General features: G+C 60.0%; 15 protein-coding genes, 1 tRNA gene and 1 riboswitch. Of the genes, 11 read left to right on the top strand and 5 right to left on the bottom strand.

What is annotated here, in order from left to right:
* Positions 1–92: 92 nt before the first annotated feature.
* The 5 genes from HK28_RS09730 (at position 93) to HK28_RS09710 (ending at position 2694) form a co-directional block, all read left to right on the top strand.
* Positions 93–275 (top strand): hypothetical protein, encoded by a 183-nt coding sequence (locus HK28_RS09730; RefSeq protein WP_086644390.1) that lies wholly within the window; start codon positions 93–95, stop codon positions 273–275.
* A gap of 188 nt (positions 276–463) precedes the next feature.
* A complete protein-coding gene (gene thiS / locus HK28_RS09725) occupies positions 464–661 on the top strand; it encodes a sulfur carrier protein ThiS (protein WP_086644389.1) in 198 nt (65 codons plus the stop codon).
* A 4-nt stretch (positions 662–665) separates the two neighbouring features.
* A complete protein-coding gene (locus HK28_RS09720; protein ID WP_086644388.1) occupies positions 666–1436 on the top strand; it encodes a thiazole synthase in 771 nt (256 codons plus the stop codon).
* A complete protein-coding gene (locus HK28_RS09715) occupies positions 1436–2062 on the top strand; it encodes a thiamine phosphate synthase (protein ID WP_086644413.1) in 627 nt (208 codons plus the stop codon). Before HK28_RS09720 ends, HK28_RS09715 begins: the two co-directional genes overlap by 1 nt.
* Before the next feature lie 77 nt (positions 2063–2139).
* The gene (locus HK28_RS09710) at positions 2140–2694 is read left to right on the top strand and encodes a hypothetical protein (RefSeq protein WP_143217390.1); all 555 of its coding nucleotides are present in this window, start codon (positions 2140–2142) and stop codon (positions 2692–2694) included.
* 127 nt (positions 2695–2821) lie between these two features.
* On the opposite strand, the gene HK28_RS09705 is transcribed toward HK28_RS09710, so the two are convergent.
* Positions 2822–3352 carry a hypothetical protein gene (locus tag HK28_RS09705; RefSeq protein ID WP_086644386.1) on the bottom strand — a complete coding sequence of 177 codons (531 nt, stop codon included), beginning with the start codon at positions 3350–3352 and terminating at the stop codon, positions 2822–2824.
* Positions 3353–3590: 238 nt separating this feature from the next.
* Between HK28_RS09705 and HK28_RS09700 the strand changes: the two genes are divergently transcribed.
* Both HK28_RS09700 and HK28_RS09695 read left to right on the top strand, forming a co-directional pair.
* Positions 3591–3824 carry a DUF1653 domain-containing protein gene (locus HK28_RS09700; RefSeq protein ID WP_086644412.1) on the top strand — a complete coding sequence of 78 codons (234 nt, stop codon included), beginning with the start codon at positions 3591–3593 and terminating at the stop codon, positions 3822–3824.
* Between the two features lie 95 nt (positions 3825–3919).
* A complete protein-coding gene (locus tag HK28_RS09695; protein WP_086644385.1) occupies positions 3920–4486 on the top strand; it encodes a cytochrome b in 567 nt (188 codons plus the stop codon).
* A gap of 65 nt (positions 4487–4551) precedes the next feature.
* Here HK28_RS09695 and HK28_RS09690 read toward each other — a convergent pair whose 3' ends face one another.
* Together HK28_RS09690 and HK28_RS09685 are read right to left on the bottom strand one after the other, a co-directional pair.
* Complete coding sequence (locus HK28_RS09690) at positions 4552–5001, bottom strand: alcohol dehydrogenase (RefSeq protein ID WP_086644384.1); 450 nt, start codon at positions 4999–5001, stop codon at positions 4552–4554.
* Positions 5002–5141: 140 nt separating this feature from the next.
* Positions 5142–5215, bottom strand: a tRNA-Gly gene (locus HK28_RS09685).
* 562 nt (positions 5216–5777) lie between these two features.
* Positions 5778–5857, top strand: a riboswitch (SAM riboswitch).
* Between the two features lie 102 nt (positions 5858–5959).
* On the opposite strand from HK28_RS09685, the gene metZ reads away from it, so the two are divergent.
* The 3 genes from metZ to folE all read left to right on the top strand — a co-directional run bounded on the left by metZ (position 5960) and on the right by folE (position 8556).
* Entirely contained in the window at positions 5960–7192 is a 1233-nt protein-coding gene (metZ, locus tag HK28_RS09675; protein ID WP_086644382.1) for an O-succinylhomoserine sulfhydrylase, read from the top strand.
* 170 nt (positions 7193–7362) lie between these two features.
* On the top strand, positions 7363–7839 hold the full coding sequence (gene apaG / locus HK28_RS09670; RefSeq protein ID WP_086644381.1) for a Co2+/Mg2+ efflux protein ApaG: 477 nt from the start codon (positions 7363–7365) through the stop codon (positions 7837–7839).
* A gap of 93 nt (positions 7840–7932) precedes the next feature.
* Complete coding sequence (gene folE / locus HK28_RS09665) at positions 7933–8556, top strand: GTP cyclohydrolase I FolE (RefSeq protein WP_086644380.1); 624 nt, start codon at positions 7933–7935, stop codon at positions 8554–8556.
* Between the two features lie 355 nt (positions 8557–8911).
* On the opposite strand, the gene HK28_RS09660 is transcribed toward folE, so the two are convergent.
* Complete coding sequence (locus HK28_RS09660; RefSeq protein ID WP_086644379.1) at positions 8912–10150, bottom strand: lipase family protein; 1239 nt, start codon at positions 10148–10150, stop codon at positions 8912–8914.
* Between the two features lie 411 nt (positions 10151–10561).
* Between HK28_RS09660 and HK28_RS09655 the strand changes: the two genes are divergently transcribed.
* Positions 10562–12469 carry a CocE/NonD family hydrolase gene (locus tag HK28_RS09655; protein ID WP_086644378.1) on the top strand — a complete coding sequence of 636 codons (1908 nt, stop codon included), beginning with the start codon at positions 10562–10564 and terminating at the stop codon, positions 12467–12469.
* Positions 12470–12627: 158 nt separating this feature from the next.
* Here the strand turns inward: HK28_RS09655 and HK28_RS09650 are convergent, their stop codons facing one another.
* Complete coding sequence (locus HK28_RS09650; protein WP_369823640.1) at positions 12628–14997, bottom strand: TonB-dependent siderophore receptor; 2370 nt, start codon at positions 14995–14997, stop codon at positions 12628–12630.
* Positions 14998–15361 lie beyond the last annotated feature (364 nt).

Genomic DNA, 15361 nt, shown 5'->3' with positions numbered 1-15361 from the left:
TACCGGGCACCTTCAATCAAATACGCACTTCTTTCCATCGGACGTCCTTACGGGCACGCCAAATCGTCAGTTCCTGTGAACACGATGCCCTCATGACCTGCTACCGGTTTCGTGGACAGCAGGCTGTCGCGCCCCCTTTGGCCCCGAAACTCGGCTCAACGGCGTTCCATCATGTGGTCCAGACGATCACGCACGCGAACATCCGCGCATCTTCTCTCCGCCCCACAAAGGACCCCACGCACGCAGAGACGGCGGCTTGGGCGGCCGAACCTTAACTCGATCAAGGCCCGGCGCAGTCTCCAAATGAAGCCGTCGCGACCGCGTCGACGCCACCACTTCGCAGTTGGAACGCACGTCGGCGCTTCCAGCATAACGGCACCGTCAGACCGCTCCGGCTTGCGTTCACGCGCAAGTCGAACCAAATCAGTGTGCGTACGTGCTATCAGCGACACGGAGATCTGGCATGAACATCGTGGTGAATGACGAAGCGCGGGTGGTGAACGCCCGAACGCTCGCAGCGCTGATTGACGAACTGGGCTACGGCGACGCGAGAATCGCCACCGCCGTCGATGGCGAGTTCATCCCCGGGTCCCGCCGCTGCGGACTGGACATCGTTGACGGTATGCGCGTCGAAATCGTCGCGCCGATGCAAGGCGGCTGATCTTATGTTATTTTATGGAACGGAATTGGCGTCGCCCCTCATGCTGGGCACAGCCCAGTACCCGTCGCCGGAAATTCTCGCCGACTCCGTGCGCGCGGCCGACGCCGGTCTCGTCACCGTCTCCTTGCGCCGGGAATCTGCCGGCTCGCGAGCAGGTCAGGCTTTCTGGTCCCTGATCCGCGATCTGGGAACGCCTGTGCTGCCCAACACGGCGGGATGCCATACGGTCAAGGAAGCAGTGACCACCGCGCATATGGCCCGGGAAGTGTTCGAAACCGACTGGGTGAAACTGGAGGTGATCGGGGAGTCCGACACGCTTCAGCCGGACGTGTTCGGACTGGTCGAAGCAGCCCGCATCCTGTCGTCCGAAGGGTTCAAGGTTTTCCCCTACACGACAGAGGACCTCGTCGTGGCGGAACGATTGCTCGCCGCCGGGTGCGAGGTGTTGATGCCGTGGGGCGCGCCGATCGGGTCCGGCAAGGGCCTGAACAATGTCTTCGGCCTTCGCGCCCTGCGCGCGCACTTCCCGGACGTCCCCCTCGTCGTCGACGCGGGGATCGGCTTGCCCTCGCACGCCACACAAGCGCTCGAACTCGGCTACGACGCCGTGTTGATCAACACGGCCGTCGCAAAGGCTGGCGACCCCGTAGCTATGGCACGGGCGTTTCGTCTGGCCGTCGAGGCTGGACGTCTTGCCCGGATCGCCGACCCGATGGAGGCCCGCGACATGGCCGCGCCTTCGACCCCGCTGCTTGGAAAGCCCGCCCTGTCATGATGACAAGAAGACTGCCGCAAGAAATCTATTCAGTCGTCGATCGCGCTTTCTGGGTCGAACGTCTGGGCGGCGCGGGAGCGCGCTTCATCCAGCTCCGCGTCAAGGATATGGACGACACCGCGCTGCGCGAGGAAATTGCGACCGCACTGGCTTCCGCGCGAAGGCTTGGCGTGACGCTCGTCATCAACGACTTTTGGCGGATCGCGATTGAGACCGGCGCGGATTACGTGCATCTTGGGCAGGAAGATCTCGATACTGCGGACCTTGGCGCTTTACGGGCCGCTGGCATACGTCTTGGCGTCAGCACGCATTCCCATGAAGAATTGAACCGGGCGCTAGCTCTGCGCCCCGATTACGTCGCCCTCGGGCCTGTGTGGCCCACGCGCCTGAAGAAAATGGCGTTCGGACCGCAGGGCGTCGCGCGTATAGGCGAATGGCGGGAGCTGGCTGGCGACGTTCCGCTGGTGGCGATCGGCGGCGTCACGCTGGCAAGAATGCCGGAATGCCTCGCCGCTGGGGCGGACTCCGTCGCGGCCGTATCGGACTTCATTCTTGCCGATGACCCGGAAGGGCAGGTTCAGGCGTGGCTGCAGGCTGCGAAGGGAGCACAGCTTCCGAGCGCCTGAAGCGCGATATCACCGCGCTTAAATGTTCCTCAATAGGCATGACCGATCATGTCCATATCTGATCCGGGCTGAGAGTCGTGCCGCATTTGTTTCGTCGCATTTCGTACTTGAGAAGCCTCGCACTTCTCCCGCCAGTTCTGTGTCTGGTCGCAGCCATGTGCAGGGCGGCGGCCGCCGAACCCCTGAATGCGAAAGACATCATGATCGTGGGACAGGCTCTGCACTTCGTTGAGCCGCCACTGCAAGGGGCGATCCGCGTCGCAGTCGTCTACAATCAGGCCACACCTGGATCGGAGAGGGAAGCCAACCAGATCGTGGACCAGTTCGACGGCGAGCTCACGGTAGGCAGCCTTTCAATGCGCCCGGTCGCCGTCAGCCTCGCGCAGATTGCGCAGACCCCTTTCGACGCACTTATCTCTGCTGACGGAGCCGGGACAGCGACGCTGCGACAAGCGCTCATGCAGCGCCACGTCCCGTGCGTCACAGGACACCGGGAACAGGTCACGGACGGGTTTTGCCAAATCTATCTCACGTCCCAACCCAACGTGGATATCCAGTTGAATCAGGCGGCAAGCGATGCGGCGAGCGTGCATTTTGCGACTGCATTTCGCATCATGATCCACACTCTGTAGACGACGCAGCCCAAGCTGCAGCCACAAGCAGAACAAACTCCCGATTGGAGACCTTGCCGGTATGCCCGCTCAACAGCCCGCATTGTCGAACAAGTAAGTCCCCCAATGATCGGTGAGCGAGGCGGTCTTAATGCCCGCCGTCGTCCTTGACGCCATTTTCAGCCTGGAACCGCTTAATCTCGCCCCTCAGATTGCCTATCGGGGGGGCCGACACCGTGTCCTGATAACTACCGCCACGCCAGACCCAACGGTCATCCCCGTCCACAATAATGTCGTACATGCCGCCATGACTCTGCGGCAGTATGCTGACGGCGCCGCTAATGGAATCGAGCACCTTGATCCAGTCATCGCCCCGATGCAGATAAACATCCGTCGAGCATCCTGCCGACCCGCAGAGTGCTGCGGACTGAAGCTGCACAAAAAGCGCAATCTCACCCTTGCGCGTAGACAACGGGGCTGAGCCAATCAGAACCAGCGGCGGCTGATGATGTCGCAGTGAGGTTGCTATATCGTCCGCGTTGAGCAGGCGCGCCTGCTTGTCGAGTTCGCTCCCAGGCTGCTGGCTAAGGAGCACCGGCTTTCCCGACGCAGTCGGAGCATTTTTCGCGGCACCTCGACTATGATGGTGAACGGCCGCTGCAGCCGTCCCGGCGACCATCGCTCCTCCACCGGGCGCCCAGCACAAGACGGTCGCGCAAAGGAGGAGCCCGCGACGAATGTCAAACTTGCGTCCACCTTGGGCGTCTGGACGATGCGCGAGAGGAGACGATGTTGTGGAAGGGCGCGATGGGAGGTCTGACAACGTCTTGAATCTCCGGTGACGGCAATGTCTCGCGCCGCCACGGCGCGGCGCCAACGCTACAATAGCGGTGTTAACGTATAGGAGCGATTTGATTTTGCAGGAAGAACTCTTGGCGCCGCCAGGGCGGTACCGTCACTACAAGGGCGGCTTCTACACCGTGCTCGGCGTGGCGCGGCACAGTGAAACCGAAGAACCGCTTGTCGTCTATCGTAGCGAGACGCAGGGCGGCCTATGGGTGCGGCCTCTCTCAATGTGGCTGGAGACGGTCGACGGACAGCCCCGTTTCGCCTTGCTTGAAGAGACTGGCTCTGGAGAGAGCTCCCCCTGAACTCTGCAGAAAAAAGCCGACCGTGCGGAAATGCGTTGCGTAACGCGTCGGCGCGCTGTCTGCTCCACTGCGCGCCGATTTGAGGAGAGACCAACGTGCCCTCGACTCTACCGACTTCAGACGCGCCGACACGCTATCCGTCGACGCTGATCCTGCTTCACTGGCTGAGCGCCCCCTTGGTATTGGCCGTCATGGCGCTGGGCTGGGTGGCCGCTGCGACGCCGGACGATCAGACCGGCTTCATGACGCATCCGCAATTGATGTTCTGGCACAAATCGGTCGGCCTTCTGATACTGCTTCTGACCTTTCTGCGCATCGGCGTTCGCATCTCGCGGCGCGAGCCGTTCGCCGGGGGCGGCGGCCGAGTTCTGGAAATTGCCGCCATGATCTCGCACTGGCTGATTTATATCGCGCTGCTGATCATGCCATTGAGCGGCTATATGATGGCGGCGAACGGTCGCCCGATGTCGTTTTTCGGAATTGTGCCGCTTCCGTCCTTCGCTAAGGACGAGGCGCGCGGCGACATCGCGTGGAATATCCATTCGACGGCGCAATGGGTGCTTTATGCACTGCTTTTGCTGCATCTTGGCGCTGCAATCTGGCACGCAGCGATACGCAGGGACGGCGTTATCTTGAGAGTATTGCCTCGTCAGAGCCCTTAGGCCCAAGCGAGACACGTCTCTGCCGCAGCACCTCAAAAAGGGTGCTGCGGCAGAGAAACCTGATCTCAGATCAGGGAACGCGAACGGGCGAGAACGACCGTGCACAGCTTACCCTGCGCCGGCTGATCCAGACCCGTAAGGGTGGACGCCTTGCCGCCGACCAGGAACTGTCCCGCCGTGCCGATGGCGTAGTCCATGTTGCCAGCGTGGTCGGTCGGCACCGCGTTGGTCTTGGCGTTCAGCGCGGTCTGCACGGCGTCGCCGTCTTCATGCGAAACCTGCTCGGTTTCAACGCAGTAGTTTAGAAGTCCCGCGACGTTGGCCGGAGAAATCTCAGCGACCTGAGCAGCCGTGGCGGCTGCGAGGTTCGTGCCGGTCGGGTTCTTGTCGCTTGTCGCAGTCTCACCACCCTTTGAAGCAGGGGCGGGCTGGTCGGCGCGGGCCGCCGGGGAAACTGAGGCCAGTCCGGCGGCGACGGCGAGCGCCGCGAGAACATGCGTGGATAGACGGGTCATCAGAGGCTCCTGTTGTCTCGCGCGTAATGTGCTCAAATCATACGTGAGACACAACGTTGCGCCTGCGCATGACGTTAATACCGCAAATTGTCGAGCCGGGGGGGGCGGTGGTCGCGAAGGCGGCCATATCAGCGTGTCGCTGGAGCGGGTGAAGGGAATCGAACCCTCGTATGCAGCTTGGGAAGCTGCCGTTCTACCATTGAACTACACCCGCGTTGGCCGATCTATAGCCACGCCCGCCGTGGATGACAATCGTTCTCGACGCGGAGGAACCTCCTTGCCGGAGACACGATTGCAACGCCTCCCGATCCATGCCGGGCCCGCACTTATCACGGGATGTTGATCGATACCCGTCTCAATTCGGCGACTCAGAAGATCAGGACTGGCGTTCTTGACGCGTTTCTATCTCCCGCCCCCGGCAGAATCATTTTTCCAGCCCGGCGCGCGCGTCTGCCGACGAGGCGCCCGCAACAGAGCTCCTCGCCCGACGCTTTTCGATCTGCCCCAAAAAATATCCGCTCCGTTCTCTTGCGGACGATAACGCCTCCTTCTCCGTCCGTATGCGCAGCGCCGACAATGACGCTCAATTCGGAATGGCGCGTCAGGCAGGCTCCCGCGCCGCCGCGCCCTGATTGCGCGCTGGAGACCGACGAATGGCATACGCCGCCCCCAAGCACGGCGTGATATCGCCACGGCAGCTATGCTCACCCGGCCCCTTAATCCGGTTGACGGACCGAAGGCTGATCCGCGATAAGGCTCGTCCCTCCCGCCCATGGCGCAGAGGGCCTCGCGATTTGTTAGGCTGGCTTGCGGCGAGGCTAAAGAATCGCGCTAAAGAGGCGTTGGCGGGCAAGTGCGTCCGACAAGGTTTCCACGGTCGACGATCCGCGTGGGGGCGACAACGCGTCAGGTTCCCTCACCCGTCCCGCGCGGAGGACAGGAAAGAACCGAGACCGCGATGAGCACATCAGACACAAACGGGTCCCCTGACGTCTCGCAGGAATGGCGCGAGGCGACCCGCCTGCTGCACGCCAATGTCGAACGCTCTCCCTACGGAGAGACGAGCGAGGCGCTGTTTCTCACCTCCGGCTTTGCCTACGACAGCGCCGAGCAGGCCGCAGCCACGTTCACCGGCGACGCCGTTCATTATCAATACTCCCGCTTCGGCAACCCAACTGTGGACGCTCTGCAGCGTCGCCTTGCCGACCTTGAAGGCGCGGACGCCTGTATCGCCACGTCGACCGGCATGGGAGCCGTATCTTCCGCCCTGCTGGCGCACGTGAAAGCTGGCGACCGCGTCGTCGCTTCTCGCGCCCTGTTCGGCTCCTGCCACTGGATCATCGCCAATCTCCTGCCGAAATACGGCGTCGAGACGGTGTTCGTCGATGGCGGCGATCTGGACGCATGGAGCGAAGCCCTGCGCCAGCCGACTGCCGCCGTGCTGCTTGAAAGTCCGTCGAACCCGATGCTCGACGTCCTCGACCTGCGCGCCATCGCCGATCGGGCGCACGCAGCGGGCGCCATTGTAATTGTCGACAACGCATTCGCATCGCCCGTCTATCAGAAGCCCCTGACTCTGGGCGCCGATGTGGTCGTCTATTCCTGCACTAAGCATATCGACGGACAGGGGCGCGTACTCGGGGGGGCTATTCTCGGGTCAAAGCAATGGATCGAGGAGGTTGTGCAACCCTTCACCCGCAACACCGGCAATGCGCTGTCGCCGTTCAATGCGTGGGTGATGCTCAAGAGTCTGGAGACCCTCCGGTTACGTGTCGACGCGATGACCCGCAACACTGCGATCGTCGCGGACTGGCTCGCCAGCGCGCCCGGCGTGATCGGTGTGCGGTATCCGGGTCGCAAAGACCACCCGCAGCACGAGATCGCAGCACGACAGATGACAGGTTTCGGCTCGCTGGTGGCGTTCGAAGTCGCGGGCGGGACAGCGGGCGCTTTCGCGTTCCTTAACGCCCTGCGCGTCGTGCTGATCTCCAACAATCTGGGCGACGCCCGCTCTCTGGCGACGCATCCGGCGACCACGACCCATATGAAAATCGGCGCGGAAGAACGCGCGCGTCTCGGCATCTCCGACGGCGCCATCCGGCTGTCGGTTGGGCTTGAAGATGCGGACGATCTCGTCGCCGATCTCCAACGGGGCGTTGCGGCGCTCGGACAGGCGAGCCATACCGCCTGAACGCGGAACGCATCCCCTTCGGCTACAGTGAGCGGAAGGGGATAGGAACGTTCTGCAAGCAAAGGGTTGGAGCGTAGTCGTCGAACCTGAGTTCGATGGCCCCGTTTCAATCGCAACCCCTATCGGGCTCGCGACAGCGTCCGAAAGTCGTCATCAGGGAGGAAGCAGACATGTCCGGTCGGCCGCCAATGCCCCCGAAGCCGTTTGCCGAGGCCGAAGCTGCGCTGAACGAGGCGATCGCGGCGCTCCCTGCGTACGAGGCGACGACGCAGGGCCTGCGTGTACAGGTGCGTGCTTTCTGGCTTGATGATCAGTCCCAGCCTGAAGACAACAATTTCTGCTGGGCGTATCGCATACGAATAGAAAACCACGGCGCTACGTCGGTGCAGTTGCTCGAACGGTCTTGGGAGATCATCGACGGACGCGGCAACGTCGAGCACGTGCGCGGCGAAGGCGTGGTAGGCGAGCAACCCGTCATCGAATCCGGCTCGGGTTTCGAATATACATCCGGTGCGTCGCTCGACACGCCAAGCGGCATCATGCGCGGCGCCTATCACATGGTTGAGGTCGCGACCGGGCGTGGTTTCGAAATTTCCATTCCCACCTTTAGTCTGGACAGCCCCTATCAGTCGGGCCTCATTCACTGAGCCTTCGCTCCTAACGTCCCCAATTTTTCCCCTTCATACAGACGCCGCAGCGCCTTCCGCTGTGAAGAGAATTTTCCGAAAGAAGTTGCGCCAATGGCCGATACGTCGTCCCCCGCCCCGAACACACGCCGCCCGACCCGCGAGGAAGCTGAACAGGCTGTCCGCGTGCTCCTCAGCTGGGCCGGAGAAGATCCGGAACGCGAGGGTCTTCTGGATACGCCCTCCCGGGTAGCCCGTGCGTACGAGGAGTTTTTTCAGGGTTACGCGGTCAATCCCGAAGACTTGCTGCAGCGCACGTTCTCGGAAGTCGAGGATTACGACGAGATCGTTCTGCTCCGCGATATCCGCTTCGAAAGCCATTGCGAACACCACATGGCGCCGATCATCGGCCGCGCGCACGTCGCCTATCTGCCGCGCCGCCGCGTGGTCGGAATTTCCAAGCTGGCGCGTCTGGTGGACGCCTACGCCCGTCGCTTTCAGATTCAAGAACGGCTGACGGCGCAGATCGCCAACACCATCGACTCTGTGCTGCAGCCCCACGGCACTGCCGTGATCATCGAAGCCGGACACCAGTGCATGACGACGCGCGGCGTCCACCGCCCCGGGGTGTCGATGGTCACCAGCCGGATGCTCGGCGTGTTCCGCGAGAACTCGGACACGCGCAAGGAACTGATGGCGATGCTCAACCGCCCGACCATTGGCGAACTGTCCGCCTGAGACCCGGACACTCGCAAGAAAAGACATCCGGCATATCGGAAAAACCGCTCCGCTCGCGCGTGTCTGGGCAGAGTGGCGAAGAAATAAGGCCTGGCGTCTTCCACGCAAGTCAAGAAACTACGTCAGATAGTGAGAGCTCTGTCCGACCAGCCAGACAGCAGACCGTCTAGCCTCTGGCTCTGCGTTATAATCGAGAGCATTTCCACAGAACTCCGGTTCAGTAGAAATGCTCCATCTCATTATTTCAGAACGCCTCATCCCCCTGAACAAGCGAATCCATGTGAAGGGGGGCGCTTTGACCACCCAAGTTGAGTCCGGGCGCGGCGGGGCTTAATCGCCTCGCCCGGAAGCTCGCCTATTTCGGCGTCGGCGTACACTCGGCGACCACCGGCCGGTCGTTCATCACCGCCTCGGTGAAACCTGCAGAATCTTTCAGCGACGCCAGCAAGGTCGGAGAGTGCGCCAGCCCCTTGTAAAGATGCGCCTGCACTGTCGAGCCCGCTGCGCACGCGTCATGAACGAGCGCGAGTTGCGACGCCGGGGAGACGTCCTTGTCTGCGGTTCCGGTTCCGATGAACACCGGCTGAGCCAGCTTGAGCGTCGGATACGCCATCGCGCGGAAAGTTGGCGCCAGGGCCTGCGCGAATCCCGGCGTGAAGGCCGTTGCGGGCGTCAGCCCCGCCGCACCGACCTGCTTGAACAGAGGATCGATGCACATCTGCGACGCGGCCTGGAACGAAGGCATAGCCGCCGGGGTAAACGCTGTCTCCGGCTTGAAGTCGGGATCGAGCGCCGCCTGCGACGCGCCGAGCAACAAAGCGTAGACAACTGTTGGGTCACCCTCGCCCGACGGCGAAACTTTCCCGTGACCGCCGTTGGCCGCCTTGCTCTTGGCGTGTTGCGCCTTCGTGATGTTCGCCAGCATCGCCTGAACGATCTGGGGACTCATATACGGTATTCCGGTCGCGACTGTCCCCTTTACACCGAGCGTAGGTGCATAGGTGGGCGCATAGGCCGCTGCGGCGAAAGCAGCCCCAGCCCCCTGCGACTGCCCGACAATCATGACCTTGTTACTCAGCCCCTTGACGCCTGAAAGGGCCGCCCGCACTGAATCGAGCACGCTGTAAGCTTCGGCGCGCGCGTTCAGATACGGATGGGGGCCGGGTGTTCCCAGACCCTGGTAATCGGTCGCGACGATCGCGAATCCGCGCTGCAGCCATGCGGAAAGATAGGCCTGATTCCGAGGCGTGACCGGATTCTGCGAAGGCGCGCACGAGTCCGCGACGCCTACGGTGCCATGCGCCCATGCGACGATGGGCCACCCCCCTGCGGGCGGCGCCCCTGACGGAATGAACACTTCCCCAGTTACAGGGACGAGACCGGAGCCGGTCACGCCATCGGTGGAAAGATAAGTGATGCGCAACGACGTCCCTGCCTCGGACAGCGCATCCGCAGCCGGAAGCGGCTCGGAAGACGTCAATTGACCAGCTACCTGCGGCGGAGACTTGGGCGCTTCCGGCAACCCGGAGCAGGCGGCCAGCGTCAGCGCGACAGCAGTCGTCGCGACGTTGAGCAAACCGGGCGGAGTTTTCATATGCGATGGGGGCGGACACGAGCGTGGCATCGTTTTTCCTTACGCGTCAGACGCGCCGTCTTGAGAGCGGCGTCGCCCGCCATAAAACAGACTCCGCGCTCCCCCGTGAAGCGAAATGTCCGAAATCGGCGCCCGCCGCAGTTTGACAATATTTTTGCAGCACATTTATCGTTTCGAGATCGAATGTAACTCGAGGGAACGTCGTGCCCGCATAATCCCCCCCCCCTAACCGCCAGACCTGCCAGCTTCCGGCCATCGACACCCGACCAGCCATCCGCGCGTCGCTGTGGCCCGCTCGGACAGGTCAGCGCCGCTCTCCAACCATCGCGACGAAGCTGCGGAGCCAGCCGTCAATGAGCGGGCGGGCGGCATATCGTCTTCACATTCTCCAGCCATTCCCGGATACAGTTCATGAAAATACGCACGATATTAAAAATTCTTCTGGCGACGCAGGCGCTTCCCGTTGCCGCGCTCGCCGCGCCGACTACCGGCCTATTTCCGGATATGCCAGAAACTTTCAAGGTCGATTCTTCAAGTTTCAATTACGTCCGGCGCGACGTCATGATTCCGATGCGCGACGGCGTAAAGCTGCACACGATCATTATCATTCCCAAGGGCGCGCGCGACGCCGGTATGCTGATGACCCGCACGCCCTACAGCGCGGACAAGATGGCGGCGCGCACGCCGAGTGGGGACGAAGCGTCGAGCCTCCAGGGTTATGACAACATGCCCGACGTCATCCTCGACGGCGGCTATATCCGCGTGCTGCAGGACGTGCGCGGAAAATACGAGTCCGAGGGGCGTTACGTCATGAACCGCCCGATGCGCGGCCCCTTGAACGCTACGTCGGTCGATCATTCGACCGACACCTGGGACACGATCGAATGGCTGATCCACAACGTTCCCGAAAGTAACGGCAAGGTCGGCGTGATTGGCGTGTCCTATGACGGCTATACCGCTCTGACCGCACTTGTGCACCCTCATCCAGCGCTGAAGGTTTCTGTGCCGATGAACCCCATGGTGGATGGGTGGATGGGAGACGACTGGTTCCACAACGGTGCGTTCCGCGAGGAAATGCTGCCATATGTCTATGAGCAGGACGGCACGCCAAAGAACACCGTAAAATGGTGGGCCAGCCAATACGACGGGTACGATCTCTATCTGAATGGCGTTTCGGCTGGCGCCGTTGGCAAGTCACGCGGAATGGAGCAGATCGGCTTCTTCCGCGCCCTGCTCGCCCATCCTGCTTACGATTCCTTCTGGCAGGCTCAGGCGATGGACAAGATTCTCGCCAGCGAAGGCCTGAAGGTCCCCACCATGCTGGTGCACAGCCTCTGGGATCAGGAGGATATCTACGGCGCACTTGCGACTTATTACGCGCTCCATCGATCGCCCGCGTCGAGCGCCAACCTCTATCTGGTCATGGGACCGTGGAACCACGGAGGAGAGATCAGGGCGGCGAGCACATTGGGCCCGGTGGCCCTGCGTTCCGACACAGGTTATTATTTTCGCAAGAACGTTCTTGAACCTTTCCTTGCCCACTACCTGAAAGACGCCACGACGCCTCTGCCTGCTCGCGTCACACGTTTCCGCACCGGGGACAACGTATGGGAGACAACGGACGCGTTGCCGCCAGCTGCCTGCGCCTCCGGTTGTGAAGCTTTGCATTTTCAGGCGAACCACGGGCTGGGCTTCAGCACGCCGGGTTCGGACGCCAGTCCCGTGAACTACGTCGCCGATCCCGCGCACCCGGTTCCCTATATTCCACGGCCGATCCGCCCCAAGGGCGTGGAGGGGTCGCCCTGGCCTTACTGGCTGGCGACCGACCAGCGCAACGTTACAGCGCGAACAGACGTCGCCACCTTCACCTCTCCGGTGTTGACGCAGCCTGTCACCCTTCGCGGCGAACCGCTCGTGCATCTGACGGCGTCGACGACGGGAACCGATGGCGATTTCGTGGTGAAGTTGATCGACGTCTATCCTGACGAGGTCGCGGACCAGCGGGAGATGGGCGGTTATCAGTTCATGGTGAGCGCGGACATCCTGCGTGGCCGGTATCGGAACGGCTTCGACAAACCGGAGGCCGTCCCGGCGAATACCCCGCAATTGTACAAATTTCCGTTGCCTATGACGAACCACACGTTCTTGCCTGGCCATCGGATTATGGTGCAGGTCCAGTCGAGCTGGTTCCCTCTCTACGACCGAAACCCGCAGACTTATGTGGACAATATCTTTCTGGCGTCAGAAGATTCTTACAAACCGGCGACCATTTCCATTGATGTGAAGGGAAGCTGGATCGAGGTCCCGGTGCAGAAGTAAGCCTTGACAAGGAGGCGTTCGAGCCTCGGGCGGACGTGAACGCTTCCTTAAAAACTCGTTCAGAACGCCCTGAATGAAAAGAATAAATTTTCTTCAGATAGAAACACGACGACGTCGCGCGGAATCAATATGCCGCGCGACTGCGTATTACTAAATGTTTAGTAAATCATACTCAGTTCGCCCAGAAACATGCGACCTGCGGACGGCGTAACGCGGTTAGAGAAGAGGCTCTGATAATTCAAGCGATTGGCGAGGTTGTAACCATTCATTGAAATTTTCCAGTGCTCGTTGAAGCGATGAGAAATGACGGCGCTGAAGTCAAGATTTGCTGGCGCGCGCACTGTATTGGCCGCATCGAGCCATACATGCTGACGCCAGGTCACGCCTCCGCCGACCATGAAATTGTACGGCTTGCTGGAGAACGCGTTATAGGCGGTCCAGAGCGTCGCCTGATTATGGGGAACATACTGGACGTTCTTGCCTCGATTGGCGGCTGTGGCTGATGACGTCGTGTCGCTATCGTACAGCGCATACGTCGCCGTCACGTTCCAACCCGGCAGGATGACGCCTCCGGCAGAAAGCTCGAGACCCTGGTTACGCTGCCTGTCAGAGGAACTTTCAATTTGACCTGTCACAGGATCCGCATTGAGAGCATTACCTTTATCCAGACGGAACAATGAAGCCGTAAAGCCCATACGATCATGGAACAGGCTGTACTTCGCGCCAATTTCGTAAAGCTGCGCTTTTTCCGGACTGGCGAATGAATTCGTGCCCGGCCGGATCGGAACGGAGCCATTGGTGACGTACATCCCCATCGGCGTCGTCGAACTGGCCCACGTAAAGTAATAAGTCTGGTGGCTGTCAGGAGTGACGATCAGGCTTACGTTGGGATTGAATACGCCGCTGACGTCATGAAAATGCTTGTCGGGGTATTTTGAGACATCTCCTCCGGTGACATTGTACGTAGTCTGCCAGCGGTCCCAACGAAAACCACCTTTGACCGAAAGCCAGTCGGTGAACCAGATTTGGTCAAATAGAAATAATCCGGTGTCAAAGCCATAGCCGTTGCTGTTGGCCTTCGCGCCGATTCCGCCCAGATTTACTAATCCACCGGGGTTGGAATCGCCCGATACGAGGCCAAGATTTCCTACATAAGGATTAGGGCTGACCAGACTCGCATAGGGTTTGGCCTTCAGATATGTCGACTGTTCACGTCGGTCGCTGACACGCTCGAGATCAAAGCCCGCCACGAGTTGGTGTTTCAAAAATCCAGTTTTGAAATTCGCGACCATCGAGGCGACGTTTTGAACGGACCAGCTCTGTTGTTGGTAGGGAAGCGGCGCCATATACGTGCCCGCGCCAGCCCCATTACCAGCGCCGTTGGGGCCCGAACGAGCTACAAGAGCGCTTGCCGCATTTCCATCAAAATAATTATCTACGCAAGTCGTGTCGCACGTAGCTTTTGACGCTGCAAAGGTGCGATAGTACTGACCACCCCGAAGATCATCATAAAACGTAATATGGTCGTTTAATTTATAGGTAAAGCGAGCCGTCTCCATATTGTCGTTTGTGGCGTTTTGATCATTGTTCGTTCCATAGAAATTCGTTCTGCGAATACCATATGCAGTGATCGGTTGACCGTAGGCCGCTCCAGGCTTCGTGACCACCGGAACACCGAAATCCGGAACCGAGTTTTCCGACTGATGCATATACTGCAGCACGAGTGTTGCACGTTTACCCAATCCAAAGGCAATGGATGGCGCTACGCCCCAACGGTGCGAATAAATATAATCGCGGCCAACGACGTTGTGTTCGTCGCCCATGCCTGAAAGTTGGAAAGCCGTGGAATCATTTATCTTCTGGTTGACATCCAGCGTTCCCCGATAATAACTGCCCGACCCTCCGGAAAATTCTGCAGCGTAACGGTTCGCCAGCGTGGGTGACTTCGTGATCATATTAATGGCGCCGCCGGTGGTGCCGTTGCCGAACACCTCCGACGAAGGTCCCTTTATAACGGACACCGTCTCAAGGCTAAATGAATCTCTTGAATATACACCAAAATCCCTCAATCCATCTTCGTAGATATCGTTCTGGGCCTGAAAACCTCTGATAAGAAACTGATCGCCGTTCATCCCACCGGCGCCTTCGCCGATCGATGATGTCACGCCCGGCACATTGCGCAGCGCCTCATCCAAAGATTTCACGTTCTGCTGTCGCATCAGCTCCTGAGGCACCACGTCGATCGTCTGCGCCGTATGAAGCACGTCCTGCGGCATTCTGGACAGGCCGAGATTCTGATGCATGGTGTTGAAACCATGTCCTTTGACGGTCAGGTTCTCTACATCCCCGCTTTCGAAATTGCGTCTGGCACTGGGCGCTTTCTGATTTTTCTTCTCGTGCAACCTGTCGGCAGGGGCGTCCTCTCGTTCGGAAGCGCCGATGGTATCCGAAGCATTAGCATGGCTCAGGGCAAACAGAGTCCCCGCGACAGACAGCGGCGCGACGCAACGTCGGATTAAATCACTCATCGGAAACTCGGCCCTCTCTCTTGAACTCGCACAAAACACCTACGAGGCAATGTTTCTGAATGTGACTTACGTCACGGCGCCGAAGATGTAAATGCGAATTGGTCGCATAAAATGACTCGAGAGTTGTTTGCTGCTATCAACCGTGCATTAGATTGCTTGCTCGATAAATCAAAACACAACGAAAATACGACTATGCCCGACAGGAGTAAGTCGAGAAAATTCGACGAATTTCTTCAAAATTATTTTGAAATTATTATGAATAACAAAGAAATATACCGAGTTTCACCCGCATATGACGGAGACTGATGCACCACGGGACTAGGGCCTGTTAGGTCTTGAGATGATCTGCCGTTGCTGCAATGCA

Origin of the sequence: Acetobacter sp. DsW_063 (assembly GCF_002153745.1) — a bacterium.
Lineage (GTDB): Bacteria > Pseudomonadota > Alphaproteobacteria > Acetobacterales > Acetobacteraceae > Acetobacter.
Note: the sequence above shows the minus strand (reverse complement) of the source record. Positions and strands in the feature narration are given on the sequence as shown.

What these genes read in the sequence shown, in the direction of transcription:
- HK28_RS09730 (WP_086644390.1), top strand. Translation starts at nt 93, where the DNA reads ATGACCTGCTACCGGTTTCGTGGACAGCAGGCTGTCGCGCCCCCTTTG.
- thiS (WP_086644389.1), top strand. Translation starts at nt 464, where the DNA reads ATGAACATCGTGGTGAATGACGAAGCGCGGGTGGTGAACGCCCGAACG.
- HK28_RS09720 (WP_086644388.1), top strand. Translation starts at nt 666, where the DNA reads ATGTTATTTTATGGAACGGAATTGGCGTCGCCCCTCATGCTGGGCACA.
- HK28_RS09715 (WP_086644413.1), top strand. Translation starts at nt 1,436, where the DNA reads ATGACAAGAAGACTGCCGCAAGAAATCTATTCAGTCGTCGATCGCGCT.
- HK28_RS09705 (WP_086644386.1), bottom strand. Translation starts at nt 3,352, where the DNA reads ATGGTCGCCGGGACGGCTGCAGCGGCCGTTCACCATCATAGTCGAGGT.
- HK28_RS09690 (WP_086644384.1), bottom strand. Translation starts at nt 5,001, where the DNA reads ATGACCCGTCTATCCACGCATGTTCTCGCGGCGCTCGCCGTCGCCGCC.
- metZ (WP_086644382.1), top strand. Translation starts at nt 5,960, where the DNA reads ATGAGCACATCAGACACAAACGGGTCCCCTGACGTCTCGCAGGAATGG.
- apaG (WP_086644381.1), top strand. Translation starts at nt 7,363, where the DNA reads ATGTCCGGTCGGCCGCCAATGCCCCCGAAGCCGTTTGCCGAGGCCGAA.
- folE (WP_086644380.1), top strand. Translation starts at nt 7,933, where the DNA reads ATGGCCGATACGTCGTCCCCCGCCCCGAACACACGCCGCCCGACCCGC.
- HK28_RS09660 (WP_086644379.1), bottom strand. Translation starts at nt 10,150, where the DNA reads ATGAAAACTCCGCCCGGTTTGCTCAACGTCGCGACGACTGCTGTCGCG.
- HK28_RS09655 (WP_086644378.1), top strand. Translation starts at nt 10,562, where the DNA reads ATGAAAATACGCACGATATTAAAAATTCTTCTGGCGACGCAGGCGCTT.
- HK28_RS09650 (WP_369823640.1), bottom strand. Translation starts at nt 14,997, where the DNA reads ATGAGTGATTTAATCCGACGTTGCGTCGCGCCGCTGTCTGTCGCGGGG.